The sequence below is a fragment of the Methylobacterium guangdongense genome, from assembly GCF_038442355.1.
Lineage (GTDB): Bacteria > Pseudomonadota > Alphaproteobacteria > Rhizobiales > Beijerinckiaceae > Methylobacterium > Methylobacterium guangdongense.
Genome location: NZ_JBBXMX010000009.1, coordinates 70,474 through 93,100, shown reverse-complemented (window position 1 = coordinate 93,100; position 22,627 = coordinate 70,474). Strand labels below are relative to the sequence as shown.

Below are 22,627 nucleotides of genomic sequence, written 5' to 3'. Positions count from 1 at the left end.
GGCTCACGCGAACGTGCGGCCTTCGCCCATCCCGCGTCCTGTGTGCCACTTGACGGGCGAGAAATCTACCTACCTAATGGTAGACAAGAAGAACAGGAGGATTCGGCATGACGGCTTCCGCCGTCCATCCGAGGGCGTTTCCAGGAGGCCGCGTGCTGTCGCGGCGCAGCGCCCTGTTCGGGGGCCTGTGCCTGTGCTGCCTGCCGACCCTCGGCCGCGCCGCCGAATCCTTCACGATGGAGGAGGTCGGCCCCGGCATCTTCATGCGCAAGGGCCTGATCGCCGACGCCACGCCCGAGAACGCCGACGCCATCGCCAATATCGGCTTCATCATCGGCAAGAACGGCGTGCTGGTGACGGAATCCGGCGGCAGCTTGGCCGACGGCCGGTGGCTGCGCGGCGAGATCGTCAAGCGCACGGCGAAGCCGATCACCCACGTGGTCCTGAGCCACGTCCATCCGGACCACGCCTTCGGGGCCGGCGCCTTCGTGGAGGACAAGCCGGTCTTCATCGGCCACGCCAAGCTCACCGAGGCGCTCGCCGCCCGGGGCGAGTTCTACCGCAAGCGCCTGATCGACCTGCTCGGCGCGGAACAGACCGGACCGGTGGTCTACCCGACCCTGACGGTCGCCGACACGGCCGAGGTCGATCTCGGCGACCGCCGCCTGACCTTCACGGCGCACGGACCGGCCCACACCACCTCGGACCTGTCGATGATCGAGTCCGGCAGCGGCCTGCTGTTTCCCGCCGACCTGCTGTTCGTGAACCGGATTCCGTCCCTCGACGGCAGCCTGAAGGGCTGGCTCAAGGAGGCCGAGCGCCTGAAGGCCATGGGCCCCAGCCGCGCCGTGCCGGGCCACGGGCCGGTATCGGTGGACCTCGCCCCGGCGCTCGCCGATCTCACCGGCTACCTGACGGCTTTGCGCGACGGCACCCGCGCGGCGATCGCCAAGGACGTCCCGATCGAGAAGGCGGTCGACACCGTCGCCCGGGATCAGCGGGACAAGTGGGCCCTGTTCGACACCTACAATGGCCGCAACGTCACCGTGGCCTATCAGGAACTCGAGTGGGAATAAGTTTTTGACGTCCCCATATTCGCAATCATCGGGAGGCACGCCATGATGTTCAGGATCGGACAGACACTCTCCAGCCTCGCCCTCGGCCTCGCCGTGGCGACGACGGCGCTCACCCCCGTGGCCTGGGCCGCGGGCGCCTCAGACACCGACCAGGAGCGGGCCGCCCGCTGGCAGGAAATCGCCAAGTCGATCTTCGGCGACCGCCAGATCGCGCAGACCGACAGCCTCGTGAAGATCGACGCCCCGGCGCGCGCGCTCGACGCCGCCCTGGTGCCGATCACCCTGACCATGCCCAATGACGGGCAGATCAAGGCGGTCTCGCTGATCATCGACGACAACCCGGCGCCCTACGCGGCCAAGTTCGAGTTCGGCCCGGCCGCCGACCCGGCGGAGCTGAAGCTGCGCGTGCGGGTCAACAACTACACCGACATGCACGCCGTGGTGGAGACGCAGGACGGCAAGCTCTACGAGGCCAAGCAGTTCGTGAAGGCGTCGGGCGGCTGCTCGGCCCCGATGGGCATGAGCGACGAGGAGGCGATGAAGGGCATGGGCGACATGCGCATGAAGTTCGCCGAGACGGGCGCCGGCAAGCCCGTGGAGGCGACGCTGATGGTCCGCCACCCGAACTTCTCCGGCATGCAGATGAACCAAGTCACCCGCGATTACACGCCGGCGCGCTACATCGACAAGCTGACCGTCTCGGCCGGCGACCAGAAGATCTTCACCCTGACGGGCGACATCTCGATCTCGTCCAATCCGGTGATCAACTTCGCGTTCAAGCCGGACGGCAAGCCGATCCAGGTGGCGGCCTCCGACAACCAGGGCGGCCACTGGCAGCACAGCTTCACCCCGCCGAGCCCGACGAACTGAGCGATGGGTCAGGGACGCATGATCGGTCGGATCGCGGCGGCGCTGGCCGCCCTCGTCTGCCTCGCCGCGGCCCCGGCAGATTCCCCCGTCAACGTGCCCGAGCCGGAGGGGCTCTACGCGGGGGCGCCGCATGGCTACACGCCGCAGACCCTGAAGGGGGCCGCGGTGGTGGACGCCGCGTCGGTCGCCGCCCTGATGGCGGGGCCGGACAAGCCGGTGCTGATCGACGTGGCGGCCCCCGACCGCAAGCCGTCGAACTTTCCGGCGGGGCGCCTCTGGCTGCCGGTGCATCCCTCGATCCCCGGCGCGGTCTGGATGCCGGAGGCCGGGGCCGAGCCGCTGGCGCCGGAGCGCGAGGCCGTGTTCTACGATCGCGTCGCCGAGCTGACCGGGGGCGACAGGGCCAAGCCCGTGGTGGTGTTCTGCCACGTCGAGTGCTGGGGCAGCTGGAACGCCGCCAAGCGGCTGGTGCGGAAGGGTTATACCGGCATCCGCTGGTTCCCCGAGGGCGTCGAGGGCTGGCAGGACAAGCACGAGACGGCGAATCTGCGCGTCGACCCCGCCTGGAAAGCGGCGGGCGAACCGCAGGCGGGGCGCTGACCCGCGGCGCCCGACGGTGTAAGAGGAATCGCAGGCCACCGGCGCGCCCTCCCTCCCCCCTCTGCGGGGGAGGGTGGCCCCTGCGTCGGCAGGGGTCGGGAGAGGGGAACCCGGGTTCAGAAAAGGGTGGTGCCTGGATGACGGGCGCAGCCCTCTTCTGCACCGTTGCTCCCCTCTCCCGACCCCCTTCGGGGGCCACCCTCCCCCGCAGAGGGGGGAGGGAGAGAGGCGGCGCCGATAGAGGGATCTGAACCATGTCGCAGGTCGTGCAGTCGCGCCGGCTCCGGGCGATCGATATCGGCAAGCGCAAGGCCGAGGGGCGCAAGATCATCGCGCTCACCGCCTACCACGCCCACACCGCCGGCATCGTCGATCCCTATTGCGACTTCATCCTCGTGGGCGATTCCCTCGGCATGGTGATGCACGGGATGGAATCGACGATTCCCGTCACCCTGGAGATGATGATCCTCCAGGCCCAGGCGGTGATCCGCGGGACGTCCAAGGCGCTCGTCGTGGTCGACATGCCGTTCGGCTCCTACGAGGCGAGCAAGGAGCAGGCCTTCCTCAACGCCGCCCGGGTGCTGAAGGAGAGCGGCGCCGGCGCGATCAAGATGGAGGGCGGGGCGCATTTTGCCGAGACGGTGGCGTTCCTCGTCCAGCGCGGCGTGCCGGTGATGGGCCATATCGGGCTCACCCCGCAGGCGGTGAACACGATGGGCGGGTTCAAGGTGCAGGGCCGCGCCCCCGACGACGAGCGCCGCCTGCTGGAGGATGCCCGGGCAATCTCCGACGCTGGGGCCTTCGCGATCGTGCTGGAGGGCATCGTCGAGCCGGTGGCCCGGGCGATCGCGACTTCGCCCCGAGTGACGGCGGCCACGATCGGCATCGGCGCCTCGGCGGTCTGCGACGGGCAGATCCTGGTCCTGGAGGACATGCTCGGCCTGTCCGAGCGCACGCCGAAGTTCGTGCGCCAGTTCGGCAGCCTGCGCAGCCATATCGAGGAGGCCGTGAAGGCCTACGCGGACGAGGTCCGGGCCGGGCGCTTCCCGGCGGACGACCACACCTACGGATAGGGCCGCCCTCAGCCCCGCGGCAGCGGCCGGGCCGGGTTGCCGACGAATGTCGCGCCCGCCGGCACGTCGCGGGTGACGACCGCGCCCGCGCCGATGATGGCATCGTCACCCACCGTGACGCCGGGCAGGATCAGCGCGCCGCCGCCGATCCAGACATTCGCCCCCACGGTGATCGGCCGGCCGGATTCGACGCCCGCCCGCCGCAGCTCCGGATTGCGCGGATGGTCGGCGGTCAGGAACTGCACGCCGGGGCCGACCTGGGTGAGGGCGCCGATCGACACGGGGGCGACGTCGAGGATCACGCAGTTGAAGTTGAGGAACACCCCGTCGCCGACCGAGATGTGCTGCCCGTAATCGCAGAAGAATGGCGGCCGGATCACCGCGTCCGCGCCCACATGGCCGAGGAGCTCGCGCAGGAGGACGCGCCGCTCGTCCGGGGAGGCGGCCAGGGTGGCGTTGTAGCGGACCATCCAGGCGCGGGCGCGCCGCGCATCGGCGGCGAGTTCCGGGTCGCCCGGCCGATAGGGCTCACCGGCCAGCATTTTTTGCTTTTCGGTTTTGGCTGTCATGCGGGTTCTCCTGCGGTGCCGGGCACCAGGGCGCGATCCTGCGCCCGGATGATGACCTCGGCCTGTCGAAGGCCATGCCCCTAGCCGTGGCGTTGAGAGCGACCGTTGATGATCATACGGAAATTCTGCTGGCGCGCGGACCAGCCCCGTTTCACCTCGGTGAGAAGGAGCAACACGGGTGACGAGCGAGCCTATCGCGCTGCCGGCTGACCCGGCCGATGCCGCGGATTTCGACGCGACGGCCGAGGCGCTGGACCGCGGCCAGCGCGCCCGCTTGATCCGCAGGACGCGGACCGGGCTCGGCCTGTCGCAGAGCGAGTTCGCCAGCCGGTTCCGTGTTCCGATCGGCACGCTGCGCGATTGGGAGCAGGCACGGACCACCGCGCCGGATTTCGCCATCGCCACGTGCGGGTGATCGGGCGGCATCCCGACATCGTGGCGAAGGCTGTCGCCTGACGGATAAGCGTCGACCGGACGTCCCAGTCACCCCACCCGCCGCGACGGCAGCCGCAAGCCCGGGGCCGGGCGCTCCAGCAGCACCTCCCGGCGGAACCGCACCAGCCGCGCCGGCCGCCCGGCGGCGCCGCTGGTGACGCTCTCGGTCTCCTCCACCAGCCCTTGCTGGGCCACGAGCCGGCGGAAATTCTGTTTGTGCAGTTGCGTCCCCGAGAGCGCTTCCACGGTGCGCTGGAGCTGGAGCAGGGTGAATTCCGGCGGCATCAGCTCGAACACCACCGGGCGGTACTTGATCTTGCCCCGCAGCCGGCCGATCGCCGTGGCGAGCACCCGCCGGTGGTCGAACGCCATCGGCACGCCGGCCGGGTCGTTCGGCAGCGCCGGCCCGGCATTGCCGCCGGCCTCCGGGATCAACCCGGCCTCGAACAGCAACTCGTAGCGCTCCAGCACGCGCTCCTCGTTCCAGGTGCCGCCGTTCATGCCGAAGGTCAGGCCCAGCCGGTCGAGGCGGCGGGTCCGGGCGGCGCAATCCGCGGGCTCGGCCGCCCAAGCGGCGAGCCGCGCCTCGATCGCGTCGAGCTGGCGCGGGCGGCCCTGGCGGAAATCCTCGTAGGGCAGGTAGCGGTACCAGTTCTGCCACGCGGCCTCGGCGAGGCCGGCCGGCCGCTCCTCGCGCACCAGTGCCAGATAGGCCACCGAGAGCGAGTGCACCCCCGATTGCGCGGCGGCACCCGAGCGGTCGCGATCGCCGAAGGTGTAGAGCTGCTCCACGTAGCCGAGGCGCTGGTGCGTCTGCCGTTCCACCCAGGCGCGCAGGCCGCGCTCCAGGGTGGCGTGCTCGGGGACGAGCGGCCCGGCCGGCAGGCCGTCGCCGCGGCCCGGCGCCTGATCGGGCACGCGGATCGTCAGGGCGCGCGGCTCCCCCCTGGTCGCGGCGACGATCACCGCGACGAGGCCCACGGAGGAGCGCTCCGGCAGGGCCTGCGCCCCGCGCGCACCCGTCTGCACCGCGGCACCGTCCATTGTCCCTCGACCACCTCGCCTGTCGAATGCGCTTTGGGGCCAATCGTTTCCGCACGCCCCGGCGTCCGCCCGCGGATCCCGCCTATAGGGGGGCAGGACCGCCGCGCGTCAACGCCGCCGTATGACGCTCGGGCGGCGGCAGGACCCGAGGGCGCAACATCATGAGTGCTTGCCAAGGCGGCGGCGCCTGACCAAACAGGGGCCCTCCGAATGGCCAGGATGGAGCCCGAGCGAGAGCGATGCCAGCCAGCGCGAACGCCGCACCGACCGGGGGACCGGCGGTCGATCTGCGGCTCTACGGCCTGCTCGATGTCGGCGTGTGCGGCGGTGACGGCGACCGGCTGGCGCGGCTCGGCGCCGAGGCGGTCGCGGGGGGCTGCACCCTGCTGCAGTACCGCGAGAAGGACATCCCCGACGCCCGCGCCGCCCTGGCGCGGATCCGGGCGATCCGGGAGGCGGTCGGCGGACGGGTGCCGGTGCTGGTCAACGACCGGGTCGACCTCGCCCTCGCGGCGGGGGCGGAGGGCGTGCATCTCGGCCAGGGCGACCTCCACCCGGCCGATGCCCGCCGGCTCCTGGGGCCGGAGGCGATCATCGGCCTCACCGTGAAGAACACCGCCCAGGCCGACGAGCTGTACCGTTTGCCGGTGGACTATGCCTGCATCGGCGGCGTGTTCGCCACCACCAGCAAGGACAATCCCGACCCGCCGGTCGGCCTCGACGGGTTCGCCAGCATCGCCTTCCGGGCGCGGCTCGCCCGGGGCGCGGGCCTGCCGCTCGGCGCCATCGCGGGGATCGGGCTTGACAACGCCGCCGCCGTGGTCGCCGCGGGGGCGGACGGTGTGGCGGTGATCACCGCCCTGTTCGGCGCGGAACCGGTGCGCCAGCGCGCCCGGGATCTGCGGGCGCGGATCGACGCCGCCCTGGCGGAGCGAGCCCGATGAGCGCGACCCCGATCGCCGTCACCATCGCGGGCTCGGATTCCGGCGGCGGCGCCGGCATCCAGGCCGATCTCAAGACGTTCTCGGCGCTCGGCGTCTACGGCGCCAGCGTGATCACGGCGCTCACCGCGCAGAATACGCGGGGCGTCCAGGGCATCCACGACGTGCCGGCGGATTTCGTCGCCCGGCAGATCGACAGCGTCTTCTCCGATCTCGCTGTGACGGCGGTGAAGATCGGCATGCTGTCGCGGGCCGAGGTGATCGTAGCCGTGGCCGAGGGGCTGGCGCGCCATGCCCAAACAATCCCCGTCGTCCTCGACCCCGTGATGGTCGCCACCAGCGGCGACCGGCTGATCGCCGACGACGCCGTGGCGATTCTCAGGGACCGGCTGCTGGCGCGGGCCGACCTGATCACCCCCAACCTGCCGGAGGCGGCGGTGCTGCTCGGCGAATCCGTCGCCGAGGATCCGGCCATGGCCGCCGCCCAGGCGCGGCGGCTCGTCGCGCTCGGCGCCCGGGCGGTGCTGATCAAGGGCGGGCACGGGACCGGCCGCGAGAGCATCGACCATCTGGTCACGGCGGACGGGACCCTGCGCACCCTGGTCGCGCCGCGGATCGCCACCGCCAACACCCACGGCACCGGCTGCACCCTCTCGTCCGCCATCGCGGCCGGTCTGGCCCGCGGCCTGACGGTGCCGGCGGCGGTGGCGGAGGCCAAGACCTATCTCACGGCGGCCCTCGGTGCCGCGGATGACCTTACGATCGGCGCCGGGCATGGGCCGGTCCATCATTTCCACGGCCTTTGGGGGTAGATCGGCGCGCCGAAGCGCTGTCCGCCGCCTTGCAACCGGATGACGATTGCGTTTGAAGAAGCGCACGATCGTTCGGATAATGGAACGGCGCAGGCGGGCCGGTGACGATGCAGGATCAGGCGGAACGGCCAGACCGGGGACGTGGACGCGACCTGCTGACAGGCGCGCAGGCGCTGTCCGGACAGCTCGGCAAGACCATCCAGCGGCTGCGGAAGGCCTACAACCTCTCCCTCTCGGAACTCGCCGAGCAATCGGGCGTGGCCAAGTCGATCATCAGCCAGATCGAGCGCAACGAGACCAATCCGACGCTGGCCACCATCTGGCGGCTGTCCCAGGCCCTCGACGTCTCGATCGAACGCGTACTGGCGGCGAACGACGAGGAGCCGTTCATCGAGAAAACCTCCCGGGCGGACACGCCGATCCTCGTCTCCGAAGACGGGAAGGTGCGGCTTGCCATCATCGGCTGGTTGAAGACGATCGAGTGGCTGCAATGGTACGAGGTGACGGCCGATTCCGGCGGCGTCCTCGATTCGGATCCGCACCAGCGCGGCTCGGTGGAATCGCTGTCGGTCGCCGAGGGGGCGTTCGAGGTCGAGATCGGCGGGATCGTGCAGCGGGCGCGGGCCGGCGAGACCCTGCGCTACCGCTGCGACCGGCCCCACCTCGTGCGCTGCACCGACGGCCCGGCCCGGGCCACCATGGTGGTGATCATGAAGGCCGCCGTGATGGAGTGATCGGGCTCACCGCCCCGTATTCACCCACCGTACCACGTCGGCCAGCACGGTGGTGAGCGCCTGATCGAGGGCGCGGGCGCCGGTGCCGGCGTCGATCTTGGCCACCGGCACCCGGGCCACGAAGATCCGCGCGGCCGTCACCTTTCCGGTGCCGTCGGCCACGAGCTTCAGCGCCAGATCCACCACCGCCTCGCCGGTCGCCGCCTGGACGTCGAAGGCGCGGATCTCGCTGATCAGCTGGTAATCGGCCACGACCTTGTCGCCGGGCCGGCTCACCGAGCGCAGCCGCCCGGAATTCTCTAGGCTCTGGATGATCCGGGACTGGATCAGCCGGGGCAGGCGGTCGGCCCATTGGCCGCCGCCCAGGAAAGAGAGCGACCCGCCGCCCTCGCGCACGATGATCCGGTCCGCCTCGAACGGCTGAATGCCCACCGGCTCCGACACCACGATCGACCGCGCCGCCGCCACCGGCCGCCCGGCCTGCGGCAGGGCCGCGAGATCGAAGGTGAGGGGCGCCGCGCCGCCGCCGCAGCCGCCCAGCAGGGCGGCGAGCAGCGCGGCAGCGGCGATATGGGACGAGCGGACCATACACATGACCTGAGAGACCCCGCCGACGGAGGGCGGGGTTGTATAAGCTATGCCGTTAAAACTACCCCGCACCGCCGTCCGTGCCGTGCGCCGGGACACATCGACCCGGCGGAGGACCATTTCAGCGTCCGCCGTTGTATTCGGGCAACGATGGTTTGCCGCCGAAGATCACCTGGCTCGGGTCGCGCTCCAGGCTGCGCACCGTCCGGTTGAGGGTGCTCAGCGTCCGCTGGCCGTCCCCCGACAGGGCCTCCACCTCCCGGCGTCCGGTGCCGCTGAGCCGGCCGAAATTGGACGAGATGCTGGCGGTGCGCTTGTCGAGGTTCTCCGACATGACCCGGAACGCCTTGCCGGCGTCGCGCACGGAGATCGCCGCCGCGCGGATCTCCGCGAAGGTGCTGGAACCCTCCTGGCCGGAGGCCGAGCCCAGGAAGCCCTGGGCGCCGTTGAGCACCGCGTCGATCTTGTCGGCCGAGGCGTTGAGCTTGGCGGCGAGCGAGCGGGCATCGTGCACGGCCCCCTCGATGTCGGGGCTAGACTTGGACAGGGCCTCCGAGAAGCGGTCGGCGTTGTCGATCACGTGGCCGAGCTTCGCCCCGTCCACCGCCTTGACCAGCGCCGAGATGTTCGGCCCGGCATCGGCCAGCGTCTTCGAGAAGGTCTCGACGTTGGTGAGCGAGCGGTTGATCGCGCCCTCGTTGGCCGAGACCAGCCGATCGAGCCGGGCCAGCATGTCGTCGGCCCGCTGCGCCACCTGGCGGGCGAGCGCCATCATGTCCTGCATGTCGGAGGAATCGGCGAAGATGGTCGGCGGTTCGCCGTTGGCCATCGGGGTGAGGGCGGGCGCGTCGGCATTGCCGCCGGAGAGCGAGATCACCGAGACGCCGGTGAGCATCGCCGAGTCGAGCCGGGCGCGGGTATCGGCCCGCAGCGGCGTCGCGGGCTCGACCTTGATCTGGGCCAGCACCCGGCGCGGATCCTGCGGGGCGAGGCGGATGTCGGTGACCTCGCCGACCTTGATGCCGTTGAAGTTCACGCTCGACCCGCGCGAGAGCCCTCCGACCGAGCCGGAGAACACGATCCGCACCGTCTGACTGACCTGCCGGGACGAGCCGCCGGAGAGCCACAGCACGGTGCCGAAGCCCGCCAGGATGACGGCGATGGTGAAGGCCCCGATCAGGGCGTAATTCGCGCGGGTTTCCATGCGCTCAGCCTGTGTGTCTGCCCGGCGGGGATCCGGCCGGGCGTCTGGCCCCGGTCCTCAAGGAGGATCGGAGCGGAATGGGACGGGGACGGCGCTCAGGCATGCAGGGCCGTGCCGCCCGTGGCGATGGTCCGGGCGCGCTTGCCGTGGAAGTACGAGCGCAGCCAGGGATGGTCGCTCGCCAGCATCTCGTCGATCGTGCCGGCCGCGATGATCTGGCCGTCGCCGAGCGCCGCGATGCGGTCGCAGGCGGTGTAGAGGCTGTCGAGGTCGTGGGTGACCATGAAGACGGTCAGGCCCAGCGTCTCCTTCAGGGTCGAGACGAGGTCGTCGAACTCCCCCGCGCCGATCGGGTCGAGGCCCGAGGTCGGCTCGTCGAGGAACAGGATCTCGGGATCGAGGGCGAGGGAGCGGGCGAGCGCCGCCCGCTTGATCATGCCGCCCGACAGCTCCGAGGGCAGCTTGTCGGCGGCATCGGGCTTCAGGCCGACCATCTCGATCTTGAGGCGGGCGAACTCGTCGAGCAGGCGCTCGGACAGGTTCAGGTGCTCGCGCATCGGCACTTGGATGTTCTGCTTGACGGTGAGCGCCGAGAACAACGCCCCCTGCTGGAACAGCACGCCCCAGCGCTGCTCCATGCGCCGCCGCTCGGCGTAGGTGAGTTCATCGACGTCCCGGCCGAACACCTCGATCGTGCCCGCCCGCTTCGGGTTGAGGCCCAGGATCGTGCGGGTCAGCACCGACTTGCCCTGCCCGGAGGGGCCGACGAAGCCCAGGATCTCGCCGGGCCGAATGTCGAGGCTCAGGCCTTTCAGAATGTTGCGGTCACGGAAACCGACCACGAGGTCGCGGACGCGGATGATCGGGCGTTGAGCGTCCATCGGGGCAGACATCGCGGCGGACATCGGGGGCGGTCTCAGAAATCGATCGCGGCGAAGAACACCGCGAACAGGCCATCGAGGACGATGACCATGAAGATGGACTTCACCACCGAGGCGGTGACGCGGCGGCCGAGGGATTCCGCCGAGCCCTCCACGGCAAATCCCTCGATCGTGGCGATCACCCCGATGGTCAGCGCCATGAACGGCGCCTTGATGAGGCCGACCATCACGTGGTGGACGCCCACCGCCGCCTGGAGCCGGACCAGGAACTGGTCGAGGGTCAGCCCGCCGTAGAGCATCGCGGTCAGGCCGCCGCCGGCCAAGGCCGCGAGGTCGCCGATCAGCGTCAGCATCGGCAGGCCGATCATCAGGGCGAGCACCCGGGGCACGATCAGGATCTCGACCGGGTCGAGGCCCATGACGCGCAGGGCATCGACCTCCTCGCGCATCCGCATCGAGCCGATCTCGGCGGTGATCGCCGAGCCGGAGCGGCCCGCCACCATGATCGAGGTGAGGAGCACGCCCATCTCGCGCAGGATCAAGAGGCCGATCAGGTTGACCACGAAGGTCTGGGCGCCGAAGCGCTGGAGCTGGAAGATGCCCTGCTGGGCGACGATGCCGCCCACGAGGAACGAGATCAGCACGATGATCGGTGTGCCGTTGAGCGCCACCTGCTGGATCTGGTTGATCAGGGCGTTGCCCCGGAAGGTCCCGGGCCGCACGGCGACGCGGCCGCAGGCGGCGATCAGCTCGCCCAGGAAGGCGAGGGCGGTGACGAGATCCTGGCCCCCGCGCACGGTCTGGCGGCCGGTGGCGTCGAGGGCGCCGACGATCACGCCGTGCCGCCGCGGCGGCGGTGCCTCCGGCTCGCGCAGGCGGACCTCGCCGAGCAGGGTCCGGTGCTCCGGCCGGACCGCGTGATAGGTGAGGGCGTTCCCGGCCTGCTCGATCTCCGCGCGGGTCCGCTCAAGGACCCAGGCGCCGAGCGTGTCGAGGCGCTCGATCCCCGACAGGTCGAGGGCCACGGGGGCCGCCCGGCCGGACGCCGCGATGCGCGCGGCCGCGGCCTCGACGGCGGGCGCCTGGTCGGCGGTCCAGCGGCCGTCGAGCTGCAGCCGGCCGTCCGCCGGCCGGTCCTGCACCGATGCGCCGGCGGGAACAGTGTCCTGGCTCAGCAAGACCCTCTCTCCTCAATCGAGGCACCACCCTGCCGGGCGGTTATGTCGACATTACGGTTGACGATCCGTGTCCGATGTCGCGCCGCGGGAGGCCAGCGCCAGCCCGAGGCCGGCGGCGGCCAGGGGCGCCATCGCCAGGAAGGCGAGGGGGCCGCCATTCCGGTATGCGAGGCCGCTCACCAGGGTGGCGACCACGGCGATGCTGGCGTTGACCGCGCTGAGCGTACCCTGCGCCCGGCCCCGGGCCCCATCCGGCGCATAGGCCGAGACCGCCGCCATGGCGCCGAGCTGGGTCGCCCCGAAGGTCAGCCCGTGCAGGGCCTGCAGCGGCACCAGGGCGGCGAGGCGGTCGCCGATCAGGAACATGCCGATCGCCCGCAGGATCGCGGCCGCGGCGCCGAGGCTCAGGAGCCGCACCGGGCTGCGCCATGCGGCCGGGAGGCTGGGCATGACGGCGAACAGCACGATCTCCGACAGGACACCGACCGCCCAGAGCGACCCGACCCACGCCGCCGGGATGCCCTGGCTCGTCCAGTAGATGCTGCCGAACCCGTAGATCGCCCCGTGGCTCGCCTGGATCGCCGCCGCGGCGCCGATGCAGAGCCAGAGCTTCACCGGCAATTTCGGGCGGCCGACCCCGGTCTCGCCCCGCGGCAGGCCCGTCACCGAGCGGCTGCGCCACGCCACCAGAGCCGCCCCGAGGGCGAGGCCGGTGAGTAGGAGCGGCACCGCCACCTGTCCGCCGAGGGCCGAGAGCAGGAACCCGCCCGCGAGGTTCGCCAGCAGGAAGGCGATGGAACCCGCCATGCGGATCCGGGAATAGGCGAGGCGGCTGTCCTGCCGCACGGCCGCGAGGGTCAGGTAGTCGATGCAGGGCACGAGCGGCGCCCCGGCGACCGCGTTGAGCACGATGAACACGGCGAGCAGGGGCCAACCGATCCCGGCGGCCCCCGGCATCAGCGCGTAGGTGAGGCTCAGCGCGAGGCTGCCGGCGAGGATCATCCGGCGCGGCCCGAGCCCCCGGTCGAGCAGGCTCATCAGCGGCGCGGTCGCGACGATCCGGGTGGCGATCGGCAGCGCGAGCAGCACGCCGATCACCGCGGCATCGAGCCCCAGGGCATCGAGCCAGAGCGGCATGAACGGCATCGCGATGCCGATTTCGGTGAAGACGACGGCGTAGAGCAGCGACAGGCGCGCCGGGCCGGACGGGCGGGGCAAGACGGGGCTCGGCGGGAGGGGCGGGGAGGGCGTTTCGGGCGAGAGCCCGGCGGGGGGCCGCAACCGTAAGCGCCCGTTAAACGGATCCTGTCAAATTGGCGCTCCCGCATGGCCGTCATCCGAGGGCCGGCCCGCCCATCGGGACAACAGCACCCGCGTTCAGGGAAACCCATGTCCGGTCCCGCAACCCAGAGCCCGAACGCCTCGGCCGAGTACGACGCCATCGAGGCGGCCCTCTCGGTCACCGAGCGCGGGCGCTGGTTCCTGGCCGAGCATGCCCGCCGCAACCGGGGGGCCGAGACCGAGATGCTGCTCGGGGCGATCGCCCGCCTGGAGCGGACCGTCACCGAGGATCGCGGCCACGGGGCGTTCGGGCACCTGCGCGGCAACCTCGTCGACATGGCCGACGCGATCAGCCGGACCAAGGCCGAGATCGCCGCGATCAGCGCCGCCAACCACGAACAGACCCGCCTGACCGAGGCGTCGCTCGCCCTCGACGGCATCGTGCGCGAGACCGAGCGGGCGACCTCCGACATCCTCGGCTGCGCCGAGGCGATCCAGGAGGCGGCCTGGACGCTGCGCGAGCGGGGCGCCGACGAGGCGGCCTGCGACGCCCTCGACCACCACGCCACCGCCATCTACACGGCCTGCTCGTTCCAGGACCTCACCGCGCAGCGCACCGCGCGGATCGTCTACACCCTGCGCTACCTCGAAGACCGCCTGTCGGCGATGATCGCGATCTGGGGCGAGGAGGCCGAGCCGGTCCCGCCGCTGACGGAGGCCGGAGGCCCGGAGATCGGCGCCTCCGATCTCTGCCAGAGCGACATCGACCGCTACATCGGCATGGAACTCCCGGCGGTCACGGCCGCAGCTTTGGTCGCCCGGCCGGGCAGCCTGCCGCTGCACGAGGATCTCGTGTTCCTGCCGGTCGCGGGCGAGCCCGAGCCCGTCGAGCCCGAGACCGAAGAACCCGAGCCCGTCGAGGCCGAGACCGGGGAGCCCGAGATCGGAGAGCCCGAGACCGGTCGCGCGGCTCCGGAGGCCGCCGTGGTCGAGAGCACGGTGGCCGACGCGCCCGAGCTCGACTGGGCCGGCTTCGCCGCGGAGGCGCTGGAACCGTCGGAGCCGGACGCGGCGCTGAGCTTCGCCGAGATCGACGCGCTGACACCGGAGCAGCGGCTGGCGCTGTTCGCCTGAGCGGATCAGAAAAGCGGATCCCCCTTTGGCGCCGCATGCTCTATCAGGGGCGCCCCGCCGAGATCTCCGAGACCGCGCGCCCGTGGCCCTGCACCTGATCAAGCTCTGCGTCGGCCCCGCCTCGATCGCCGAGCTGGAGGCCCGTCAGGCCCGTTTCCGCGCCGAGGCGCTGCGGGACGGGCGGCCCGCCGCGCCGTTCCACGTCACCCGGACCCTGCCGAAGCGCCACCGCGAGATCACCGGCCAGGGCTCGATCTACTGGGTGATCAAGGGGACGCTGTCCTGCCGGCAGGCGATCACCGCCATCGAACCGCTCACCGGCGCGGACGATATTCCGCGCTGCCGGCTGGTCTTCGATCCGCACCTCGTTCCGGTGGCGCCGCGGCCCTACCGCCCGTTCCAGGGCTGGCGCTACCTCACGGCCCGCGACGCACCGGCCGACCTCGGCGCCGAGGCCTCGGGCGATCTCGCCGAAATGCCGGAAGCCCTGCGGCGGGAGCTGGTCGGCCTCGGGCTGCTGTGAGGCGAGCGGAAGGGGGCGGCGGCGCGGAAGACGGCTTTGGCCTTCAAACCTGCTCCGTCCCGTCCTGAATCGGGTTCCCCTCGCCCGGCCCTGCCGGCACAGGGGCCACCCTCCCCCGCAAAGGGGGGAGGGAGAGCCGGAACCCGCGGGGACGCTCCTACGCCCCGTCGAACCGCCCGCTGGCATGGGCCAGCATCGTGTAGACCTTGCCGGTCTCCGAGGTGAGATAGGCGTCGGTCCGCTTGGCGTCGCTGTCGTTCTTGACCACGTCGCCGAGCAGGCGCTCGAACTCGCTCACGTAGCGGTCGACGCTGCGGCGGAACTCCGCGTCCGCCCGGTAGCGGCGCTGGATCTCCGTGAAGGTCGTCCGCCCCTGCGGCGTGTAGATCCGCGGGTCGAACAGGTTGGGCTCGCCCCGGCGGTACCGCTCCCACAGATCGACCGCGGTCCGATGCTCGATCATCTTGGCGATGTCGGTCGAGATCGTGTCGAGGGCGATCCGCCCGGTCTCGGCAGGCGCAACCGGGGTCCGGCGGGCCGACGCGGCGGGGGCCGGCGCGTCCGGTGCCGGCACCTCCTCGTCATCGTCCAACGAGGCGCGGGTCAGCAGGTCGGACAGCCAACCCCGCTTGTCGCCGGCGCCGGCGCCGGTGCCGGCCCGCGTCGGAGCGGCGGCGCGGGGCGTGGCGGCCGGGCGCGGAGCCTCGATCCGGGCCGTGCTCCCCGAGGCGGGGCGCGGCGCCGACGGAAGCGCCGGCAGCGCGGGCGCCGGTGCGACGGGCGCCGTCGCGGTGGGCGCAGGCGCAAGGGCGGCCAGAGGCGCGGCCGGCGCCGCGACGGAACGCCCACCGCCCTCCGCGGTCCGCCGCTGCGCCTGGGGCTGGGCGACATCGACCGAGCGGCCGGTGCGGGAGACCAGGGACGAGAGCTCGTTGAGCGCCTTGATCTGGTCGGCCACCACCCGGCGCATCTCGCCCGTGGCATCCTGGGTCTCGCGGGGCAGTTCGAGCACGCCCTTGGCGAGTTCGGCGCGGGTCGCGTCGAGTTCGCCGCGGATCGAGCCCGCCATCTCGCGGAGCGCCGAGAACGAGTCGCCGAAGCTGGCCTGGGCCTCCTGGAAGCCGGTGCGCATGTCGCGCGCCGCCTCCTCGAGGGCCTGCCGGACGCCCTGGGCGGCCTTCTCGCCCTCGGCGCTGGCGCTGTCCTTCAGGTCGGCGAAGGCGCTCGTTACCGAGGCCCCGGCGCCCTGCGCGGACCGGGTCAGGGTCTCGCCGACGCTGCGGGCCCGCTCCTCGGCGGCGCGCAGGGTCTGCTCGATCGTCTGCTCGAGGACCTTGCCGTTCTGCTCCAGGGCGGCGGCACGGGCCTCGAAGGCGGAGAGCGCCTGCGTCAGCGCCGTCTCGCGGCCCGACAGGGTCGAGCCCAGCCGTTCCTCGATGGCGGCGAGCGAGGCGGCGGCCCGGTCGAGGGCGGCCACGTGCGCGCCGGTCTGCTCGCTGAGCGAACGGCCGCGGCCGTCGAGGGTCTCGGCGAGGCGAGAGGCCTCGCTCAGCGCGCCATCGGCGGCTCCGCGCAGGGCCTCGACCTGCGACGAGACGCCGGCGCTGGCCCGGCCGGTCTCCGCCGCGATGCGCTCCAGGGCGGTCTGGACCTGCTCGATCCGGCCCGCCAGACCCTGCTCGATCGCGCCGAGATTGGTGTCGGCCCCGGCCACGAGGTCGCTGAGGGCGCGGTTGGCTGCCTCGATCCGCTGGAGCAGGCTGCCGAGTTCGCGGCCCATCCGGTCGTTGGTCTCGAACAGCTCCGAGAGGGTGCGGCCGGCTCCGTCCTCGACGGCGGCGCGCAGCAGCTCGGCCGAGGCCCGCGACTGCACGGCCAGCTCCTCGGTCCGCTCCCGCAGGGCCTCGGCGAGCGGTATGCCGGTCTCGGTGAGCGCCCGCTCGATCGCCTCGGCCCGGTCGGCCAGGGCGCGGGCGAGGTCGAGCATCGGCCCGTCGATGGCGCCGCGCAGGCGCTCGACATGGCCCTCCAGGGCGTCGCCGACATGGCGCCCGCTCTCGTCGAGGCCGGACAGCAGGGCGCCGCCCCGGTCCTCGATGGCGCGCACCAGGGCCTCGGCGCTCTCCGCAAGGCGGCGCGACAGGGCCTCGCCGCGGGCATCCACCAGGGAGCCCAGGGCGTCGGTGCGCCGCTCGAAGGCGGCGCCCAGCGCCTCGATGCGGGCATCGATCAGGCCGCCCAGGATGGCCTCGCGCCGGCCGAGCGTCTCGGCGAGCGCCGCGTTGTGGGCATCCACCTGATCGGCATGGGCGCGGGCCCGCTCGTCGAGGGCCGCGACGAGGTGCGCGGTGCGCTCGTCCACGAGGCTCGCGAAGGCCTCGTGGCGGTCGTCGAAGGCGTTGGCCAGGGTGTCGGCGCGCTGCGCCACCAGGGTCGCGAACAGCCGCATCCGGCTGTCGATGCGCTGGGTGAAGGCGTCGGCACGGGCATCGACGTCGTGGGCCAGGGCCTCGCTGTGCGCCGCCACGGACTGCGCCAGGGACGCCGAACGGTCCTGAACGAGCTCGTCGAGGGCGCGCAGGCGGGTGTCGAACACCTCGACCAGGGCGCCGGTGCGGCCATGGGCGGTGTCGATCAGGGCCTGGCTGCGGTCATCCAGCAGCCCCTCGATCGCGGCGCGGGCCTCCTCGAAGGTGGTCCGCAGGGCGGTGATGCGGGCATCAACCCGCTCGGACACGTCGCGGCCGGTCCCCTCGACGATCGCCCCGAGGCGCGTCTGGACCCGGTCGAACAGGGCCTGCAATTCGCCCGTCCGCGCGCGCAGGGTCTCGGAGATCTGATCTTCGCGCGTCTCCAGCAGCCCCGCGATGGCCGGGTGCGCCTTGTCGATGGTCGCCTGGAGCGCCTGGGTCCGGTGCTCGATCGTGCCGGCGATCTGGCGGCCGCGGGTGTCGACGAGGCGATCGATCTCGCCCTGCGCCCGCTCGAACAGGCCCTGCAGGTCGGAAAGGCGATTGTCCAGCACGTCCGCCATCTGGGCGGGCGCCGTGTCGAGGGTCGCACGCAGGCCCTCGGTCCGGGCCGCGATCGCGTCGGCGACCTCCTGGCCGCGCCCGTCCACGAGGTCGCGCAAGGAGGCCTGGGCCTCCTCGAACAGGGTCTGGAGCCGCTGCGTGCGCGCGTCGAGGGTGGCGGCGAGCTGGCGCTCGCGGGTCTCGACCAGCGCCGAGACGGCGGCCGGGGCCTCCTCCAGCACGGCGCGCAGGGACTGGATCCGCGCGTCGACCGTGGCGGCGAAGCGGCCGCCGCCGCCCTCCACCAGGGCGTCGAGGGCGCCTTGCGCCTCCTCGAACAGGGTGCGCAGGGCCTGAGCCCGGGCGGTGAGCGTGTCGGCAAGGCGGTTGCCGCGCCCCTCGACCAGTGTCTCAAGATGGCCCAGGCGCTCGTCGAACAGGCTGCCGAGCTGCCGGGTCCGGTCGTCCAGGGCGCCGGACGCGGTGCCGAACACGCCCTCCAGGGCGGCGACGAGCGCCTGACCACGGCCGTCCAGGGCGTCGTTGATCGGGCCCATGCGGCCGTCGAGGGTGGCGGCCAGGGTCCCGGCATGCCCGTCCAGCATCACGCGGATCTGGTTGGTGCGGTCGTCCAGCAGGGTGTGGACCGTGCGCACGCCGTCGTCGAGCAGGCCGCTGATGTCGGCGGTGCGGCTCGACAGGGTGTGGCCCAGGCGGCCCTCGCCGTCGTCGAGCATCCGCTCGGCATCCGCGATGGTCTGCTGCAGCTTGGCCAGCACGCTCTCGCCGCGCTGCTCGATCAGCTCGGACAGCGACGTGCCGCCGCGGTCGAACAGGCGGGCCAGCTCGGTGATCCGGCTGCCGATCGCCCCGAACACCGCCCGGCCCTTCTCGTCGAACTCACCCGACAGGGTGGCGATGCGCTGGTCGATCTCGCGCGTCAGCAGGTCGGCGCGCTCCGCGAAGGCGGCGCGAACCGCCTCGGCGCGGGCGGCGAGGGTCGCGTCGGCGCTCTCGGTGCGCTCGTCCACCAGGCGGACGAGGGCCTCGCCACGGGTCGACAGGGCGGCTTCGAGGCCGTTCGTGGCCCCCTCGATGGTCGCCGTGAGGGCGCTGACGCGCTCCGCCATGGCGCCGTCGAGGCCGTTCGTGGCTTCGGCGATGGTCGCCGTGAGGGCACGGACGCGCTCGGCCATGGCACCGTCGAGGCCGCCGGTCCGGTCGGCGATCATCGCCACGAGGTCGCGGGTCCGGCCCGCCAGCTCCTCGTCCACCGCACGGGTGCGCGCCTCGATCACGCGGATCGCCTCGAAGGCCTGGACGCCGAAGCTCTCGTCCACGAGGCGGGCGCGCTCGTCCAGCGTCTCGGCGATCGCCTGGAGACGGCTGACCACGCCGGTATCGAACTGCCCGGCGCTCTCCTCGATCCGCCGCGCGATCTCGCCCGTATGCCGGGCGATGTCCTGCCCGAGGCCCGAGGTACGGCCCTCCAGCATCTCCACGAGGCCGCGATGCCCCTTGTCCATGATGCGCGCCATCTCGTCGGTGCGGGCGCGCAGGGTCTCGTCGACCGCGGTGGCGCGGGTGCCGAGATGGCTGTCGATATGGCCGACGAGTTCCGCCACGGCCGCGCCGATCTCGGCGGCCCGCTTCGCGGAGCGCTCCTCCAGGCTGCCCAGATGGGTCTCGATCAGGCTGCCGGCCTCCTGGGCCCGGGCCGTGATCGTCTCGGCCACGGCCTGCCCCTTGCCGGTCAGCAGACGGTCCATCTCCTCCAGCCGGGCACCGACGGTCTCGCCGAGCGCCGCGGTGTCGCGGCCGATCCGATCGGCCAGGATGTCGCCGCGGGCGATGGTCTCCTGCAGGGCGGCGAGGCGGCTGCCGAGGGTCTCGTCGATCGCCCGGACGCGGCCGTCGGCGGTCTCGGTGAAGCTCGCGCCGGTCTGGCTGAGGGTGTCGGCGATGCGCGCGCCCTGGCTCGCCACGGCGAGCACGATGTCGCGGCCGGTGCCGCTGATCCGGGCCTGGGTCTCGTCGGCATGGCCGGCGAGCAGGTCGGCGACGCTCCGGCCATGCGCGCCGAAGGCGGCTTCCATCTCGCCGATCCGGGCGGCGAGGTCGGCCGAGATCGCGCGGGCGGCCTCGGCGAGGCTGCCGGTGGCATCGCCAGTGCGGGCGGACAGCTCGCGGTTGAGATCGTCGAGGGCGGTGCGGATTGCGGAGACCGCCTCCGTACCACGGGTTCCGAGATCCGTGCCGGCGCGGTCGGCGGCTTCGAGGAACCGCGCCATGAGGGCGGCGGTCTCGGCCTCGACGGTGCCGGCGACCTCGGCCGAAGCCGTGCGCAGGGTCTCCAGGGCGGCGGCGAGGCGCGCGGCGGCGTCCCGGGTCTGCGCCTCGGCGGCGGTGCCGGTCTGCTCGGCGGCGGCACGCAGCGTCTCGGCGGCTTCCTCGGTCCGCGCCGCCAGGGCGGCGGCGGAGTCCGCGAGACGCCGCTCGAGGACGTGCACGGCCTCCAGGGTCCGGGCCTCGACCGCGCCGGTGGCGGCCTCGGCGGTCCCGTGCAGGGCAGTGGTCGCCTCCTCGGCACCGCGCCGCAGCGCCGCGACCGCCTCGGCGGTGCGGCCGTCGATCGCGCCCGACAGGTGCTCGACCGTGCCGCGCAGGGACTGGACCGCGTCGGCCGCCCCCGTCTCGAAGCCCCGGCCCAGGGCCGCGAAGGCGGATTCCAGGTTGGCCGCCACCGTCTCGGTCCGCTGCGCGATGCCGCTCCCGGCCCGCTCGGCCGCGGCTGCGACGCGGGTCTCCAGATCGGCCGCCCGCACGGTCACGGTCTCGTCGAGCCGTGCCGCGACGCCGTCCATGCGCGCGGTGACGGCACCGCCGCGCTCGGTCAGCGCGTCGGCGATCCGCTCGGCGGCGCCGATCAGGTCGTCGCGGACCGCGCCGGCCCGGGCCGCCAGGGTCTCGCCCGCGCCGCCGGCGGCCAGCGCCAGGGCGGCCTGCGCGTCGCGCCCGCGGCCCTCGATCGCCTCGGCGACCGACAGGCCCGTGGTCTCGATCTCGGCGCGCAGCGCGGTGCCGCGGCCCGCGATGTCCTGGGCGAGGGCCGTGCCGGTCTCGGCGAAGCGCGCCGTGATCTCGGCGCCCATCGCGCCGAACCGGTCGGTCAGCTCGGAGCCGCGCGACAGGAACACGCTCTCCAGCCCGGTCGCCGAGCGCTCGAAGCTCTCGCGCACCGCGCCGGCCTGGCGCTCGAGCGCCGCGCCGACCTGCGCGCCGGTCTCCTCAATGCTGCGGGCCAGGGTGCCGGCATTCTCGGACAGGCGGCCCGCCAGGGCGGTGCCGGCGGCCTCGAAGGCGCCGGTCGCCTCGCCGGCCCGGCCCTCGAAGGCGCGGGTCAGGCCCTCGCCGACCTCCTGCAGGCTGCCGCGCACCGCCTCGCTGGTGGCCGTCAGCGTGTCGATCAGGTCGCTGCCGCGGGCGCTCATCAGGCCGACCACCCGGTCGCCGGCCTCGCCGAGCGAGGCGGTGATCGCCGCCCCGCGGGTCTCCAGGGCCCCGGTCACCCGCTCGCCCGCGCCGTTCAGGGCGGTGACGATCCGGTCGGAGGCACCCTCCAGCTCCTGGCTCAGGCTCTGGTGCGAGCCCGTGATGGCGTTGCGCACCCGGTCGGCGTTGGTGACGATCGCCTCGCGCTGCGCGACGAGCTCCTCCACGAGGGAGCGGATGCGGATCTCGTTGTCGGAATAGGCGCGCTCCAGGGTGGCGATCTCGCCGCGCACCAGGGTCTCCAGCTCGCCTGCCCGGGCGAGCGCCCGCTCGACGCCGTCGCCCACCGCCGCCACCTCGCGGCGCACGGTCTGCGACATGGTCAGCACCGCGTCGGTCGAGAAGCTCTCGGGCTCGGCCAGACGCACCGCGACCTCGCCGACCGCGCGGGCGACGAGGCGCATCTCCTGGGCGCGCACCGCCAGCATGGCGGCGATCACGAACAGCACCACCGGGCCGAACAGGGCCGCGGCGCCCACGCTTGCCTGGAGGGCGGAGAGCCCCGCCACGACGCCGCGCAGGTCGCCCTCGGACTTCACCCAGGCGATCAGCACCAGGGCGCCGATCCAGGCGAGGCCGGCGGCGAGGGCGAAGAGATAAGGCTTGGGCGAGGAGCGCACCCGCAGGGTCTGCTGCAGGATGCCGATGTTGCGCCGGTCGTCGTTGGCCACGAGCGAGCGGTCGGGGGGCAGGAGCCCGCCCTCGCGGCGCGGGCGCTCGAGGCCGGGCGGGGGCAGGTCGGAGGCGAGCGGCGGATCGAGGTCGAGGCGCGGCGGCATGGTCCGGCCGGATGCGTCGAGCCCCCCGTCGAGCAGCGGATCGGTGTCGCCGACGTCGGGCAGGCGCGGCTCGGCGCGGCCGTCCAGGCTGCTGGGCGTCAGGGCGTCGAGGTTCAGCGCCTGCTCGATCGCAGAGAGCGCGGCCTCGGCCGGGTCCTTCAGCTTCTTCTCGATCGCCATTCAACGCCTCGTGACACGGGTTCACCGGCACCTTGGGGGAGGCTGATGCCGGAGACGCAACACCCCGTTTACCATTACAAGATTAGACCCGGGCAGCGATTGCCGATACCCGAGCCCCCGGTCGGCCCCAGAAAACGTTAACCGAATGGTTACCGACCC

The 22,627-nt window shown here is 72.7% G+C and carries 18 protein-coding genes; 10 read left to right on the top strand and 8 right to left on the bottom strand.

Annotated features, from left to right (window positions below; translation table 11 throughout):
* Nucleotides 1-107 precede the first annotated feature (107 nt).
* The 4 genes from AAHG09_RS18060 to panB all read left to right on the top strand — a co-directional run bounded on the left by AAHG09_RS18060 (nucleotide 108) and on the right by panB (nucleotide 3,619).
* Entirely contained in the window at nucleotides 108-1,076 is a 969-nt protein-coding gene (locus AAHG09_RS18060; protein ID WP_342108836.1) for a quinoprotein relay system zinc metallohydrolase 2, read from the top strand.
* A 42-nt stretch (nucleotides 1,077-1,118) separates the two neighbouring features.
* Entirely contained in the window at nucleotides 1,119-1,946 is an 828-nt protein-coding gene (locus AAHG09_RS18055) for a quinoprotein dehydrogenase-associated SoxYZ-like carrier (RefSeq protein WP_342108835.1), read from the top strand.
* Nucleotides 1,947-1,949: 3 nt separating this feature from the next.
* Entirely contained in the window at nucleotides 1,950-2,546 is a 597-nt protein-coding gene (locus AAHG09_RS18050) for a rhodanese-like domain-containing protein (protein WP_342108834.1), read from the top strand.
* Nucleotides 2,547-2,800: 254 nt separating this feature from the next.
* Complete coding sequence (gene panB, locus AAHG09_RS18045) at nucleotides 2,801-3,619, top strand: 3-methyl-2-oxobutanoate hydroxymethyltransferase (RefSeq protein ID WP_342108833.1); 819 nt, start codon at nucleotides 2,801-2,803, stop codon at nucleotides 3,617-3,619.
* Nucleotides 3,620-3,627: 8 nt separating this feature from the next.
* Here the strand turns inward: panB and AAHG09_RS18040 are convergent, their stop codons facing one another.
* Nucleotides 3,628-4,188 carry a sugar O-acetyltransferase gene (locus AAHG09_RS18040; RefSeq protein ID WP_342108832.1) on the bottom strand — a complete coding sequence of 187 codons (561 nt, stop codon included), beginning with the start codon at nucleotides 4,186-4,188 and terminating at the stop codon, nucleotides 3,628-3,630.
* 178 nt (nucleotides 4,189-4,366) lie between these two features.
* On the opposite strand from AAHG09_RS18040, the gene AAHG09_RS18035 reads away from it, so the two are divergent.
* On the top strand, nucleotides 4,367-4,603 hold the full coding sequence (locus tag AAHG09_RS18035) for a helix-turn-helix domain-containing protein (protein ID WP_342108831.1): 237 nt from the start codon (nucleotides 4,367-4,369) through the stop codon (nucleotides 4,601-4,603).
* A gap of 68 nt (nucleotides 4,604-4,671) precedes the next feature.
* Here the strand turns inward: AAHG09_RS18035 and AAHG09_RS18030 are convergent, their stop codons facing one another.
* Nucleotides 4,672-5,667, bottom strand: coding sequence for an NUDIX hydrolase (locus AAHG09_RS18030; protein WP_342108830.1), 996 nt, complete (start codon nucleotides 5,665-5,667; stop codon nucleotides 4,672-4,674).
* A gap of 239 nt (nucleotides 5,668-5,906) precedes the next feature.
* Here AAHG09_RS18030 and thiE point away from each other — a divergent pair, with 239 nt between their 5' ends.
* From thiE to AAHG09_RS18015, 3 genes are all read left to right on the top strand, one after another.
* Nucleotides 5,907-6,611, top strand: coding sequence for a thiamine phosphate synthase (gene thiE, locus AAHG09_RS18025; RefSeq protein ID WP_342108829.1), 705 nt, complete (start codon nucleotides 5,907-5,909; stop codon nucleotides 6,609-6,611).
* Nucleotides 6,608-7,420, top strand: coding sequence for a bifunctional hydroxymethylpyrimidine kinase/phosphomethylpyrimidine kinase (gene thiD / locus AAHG09_RS18020; protein WP_342108828.1), 813 nt, complete (start codon nucleotides 6,608-6,610; stop codon nucleotides 7,418-7,420). Before thiE ends, thiD begins: the two co-directional genes overlap by 4 nt.
* 107 nt (nucleotides 7,421-7,527) lie before the next feature.
* A complete protein-coding gene (locus tag AAHG09_RS18015) occupies nucleotides 7,528-8,154 on the top strand; it encodes a helix-turn-helix domain-containing protein (protein WP_342108955.1) in 627 nt (208 codons plus the stop codon).
* A 6-nt stretch (nucleotides 8,155-8,160) separates the two neighbouring features.
* Here the strand turns inward: AAHG09_RS18015 and AAHG09_RS18010 are convergent, their stop codons facing one another.
* The 5 genes from AAHG09_RS18010 to AAHG09_RS17990 form a co-directional block, all read right to left on the bottom strand.
* Nucleotides 8,161-8,742 carry an ABC-type transport auxiliary lipoprotein family protein gene (locus tag AAHG09_RS18010; RefSeq protein WP_412760052.1) on the bottom strand — a complete coding sequence of 194 codons (582 nt, stop codon included), beginning with the start codon at nucleotides 8,740-8,742 and terminating at the stop codon, nucleotides 8,161-8,163.
* Nucleotides 8,743-8,863: 121 nt separating this feature from the next.
* Nucleotides 8,864-9,946, bottom strand: a complete 1,083-nt coding sequence (locus AAHG09_RS18005) for an MlaD family protein (RefSeq protein ID WP_342108827.1) — start codon at nucleotides 9,944-9,946, stop codon at nucleotides 8,864-8,866.
* 95 nt (nucleotides 9,947-10,041) lie between these two features.
* Nucleotides 10,042-10,827, bottom strand: a complete 786-nt coding sequence (locus AAHG09_RS18000) for an ABC transporter ATP-binding protein (RefSeq protein ID WP_342108826.1) — start codon at nucleotides 10,825-10,827, stop codon at nucleotides 10,042-10,044.
* A 35-nt stretch (nucleotides 10,828-10,862) separates the two neighbouring features.
* A complete protein-coding gene (locus AAHG09_RS17995) occupies nucleotides 10,863-12,005 on the bottom strand; it encodes an ABC transporter permease (RefSeq protein ID WP_342108825.1) in 1,143 nt (380 codons plus the stop codon).
* A gap of 51 nt (nucleotides 12,006-12,056) precedes the next feature.
* Nucleotides 12,057-13,223 (bottom strand): MFS transporter, encoded by a 1,167-nt coding sequence (locus tag AAHG09_RS17990; protein ID WP_342108824.1) that lies wholly within the window; start codon nucleotides 13,221-13,223, stop codon nucleotides 12,057-12,059.
* A gap of 171 nt (nucleotides 13,224-13,394) precedes the next feature.
* On the opposite strand from AAHG09_RS17990, the gene AAHG09_RS17985 reads away from it, so the two are divergent.
* Together AAHG09_RS17985 and AAHG09_RS17980 are read left to right on the top strand one after the other, a co-directional pair.
* Entirely contained in the window at nucleotides 13,395-14,420 is a 1,026-nt protein-coding gene (locus AAHG09_RS17985; protein ID WP_342108823.1) for a hypothetical protein, read from the top strand.
* Nucleotides 14,421-14,502: 82 nt separating this feature from the next.
* Complete coding sequence (locus AAHG09_RS17980; RefSeq protein ID WP_342108822.1) at nucleotides 14,503-14,943, top strand: DUF1489 family protein; 441 nt, start codon at nucleotides 14,503-14,505, stop codon at nucleotides 14,941-14,943.
* 157 nt (nucleotides 14,944-15,100) lie between these two features.
* Here the strand turns inward: AAHG09_RS17980 and AAHG09_RS17975 are convergent, their stop codons facing one another.
* Complete coding sequence (locus AAHG09_RS17975) at nucleotides 15,101-22,468, bottom strand: apolipoprotein A-IV repeat region-like domain-containing protein (protein ID WP_342108821.1); 7,368 nt, start codon at nucleotides 22,466-22,468, stop codon at nucleotides 15,101-15,103.
* Nucleotides 22,469-22,627: the final 159 nt, after the last annotated feature.

Coding starts and splice junctions, on each gene's coding strand:
- AAHG09_RS18060 (WP_342108836.1), top strand. CDS start 108: ATGACGGCTTCCGCCGTCCATCCGAGGGCGTTTCCAGGAGGCCGCGTG.
- AAHG09_RS18055 (WP_342108835.1), top strand. CDS start 1,119: ATGATGTTCAGGATCGGACAGACACTCTCCAGCCTCGCCCTCGGCCTC.
- AAHG09_RS18050 (WP_342108834.1), top strand. CDS start 1,950: ATGGGTCAGGGACGCATGATCGGTCGGATCGCGGCGGCGCTGGCCGCC.
- panB (WP_342108833.1), top strand. CDS start 2,801: ATGTCGCAGGTCGTGCAGTCGCGCCGGCTCCGGGCGATCGATATCGGC.
- AAHG09_RS18040 (WP_342108832.1), bottom strand. CDS start 4,188: ATGACAGCCAAAACCGAAAAGCAAAAAATGCTGGCCGGTGAGCCCTAT.
- AAHG09_RS18030 (WP_342108830.1), bottom strand. CDS start 5,667: ATGGACGGTGCCGCGGTGCAGACGGGTGCGCGCGGGGCGCAGGCCCTG.
- thiE (WP_342108829.1), top strand. CDS start 5,907: ATGCCAGCCAGCGCGAACGCCGCACCGACCGGGGGACCGGCGGTCGAT.
- thiD (WP_342108828.1), top strand. CDS start 6,608: ATGAGCGCGACCCCGATCGCCGTCACCATCGCGGGCTCGGATTCCGGC.
- AAHG09_RS18015 (WP_342108955.1), top strand. CDS start 7,528: ATGCAGGATCAGGCGGAACGGCCAGACCGGGGACGTGGACGCGACCTG.
- AAHG09_RS18010 (WP_412760052.1), bottom strand. CDS start 8,742: ATGGTCCGCTCGTCCCATATCGCCGCTGCCGCGCTGCTCGCCGCCCTG.
- AAHG09_RS18005 (WP_342108827.1), bottom strand. CDS start 9,946: ATGGAAACCCGCGCGAATTACGCCCTGATCGGGGCCTTCACCATCGCC.
- AAHG09_RS18000 (WP_342108826.1), bottom strand. CDS start 10,827: ATGGACGCTCAACGCCCGATCATCCGCGTCCGCGACCTCGTGGTCGGT.
- AAHG09_RS17985 (WP_342108823.1), top strand. CDS start 13,395: ATGTCCGGTCCCGCAACCCAGAGCCCGAACGCCTCGGCCGAGTACGAC.
- AAHG09_RS17975 (WP_342108821.1), bottom strand. CDS start 22,468: ATGGCGATCGAGAAGAAGCTGAAGGACCCGGCCGAGGCCGCGCTCTCT.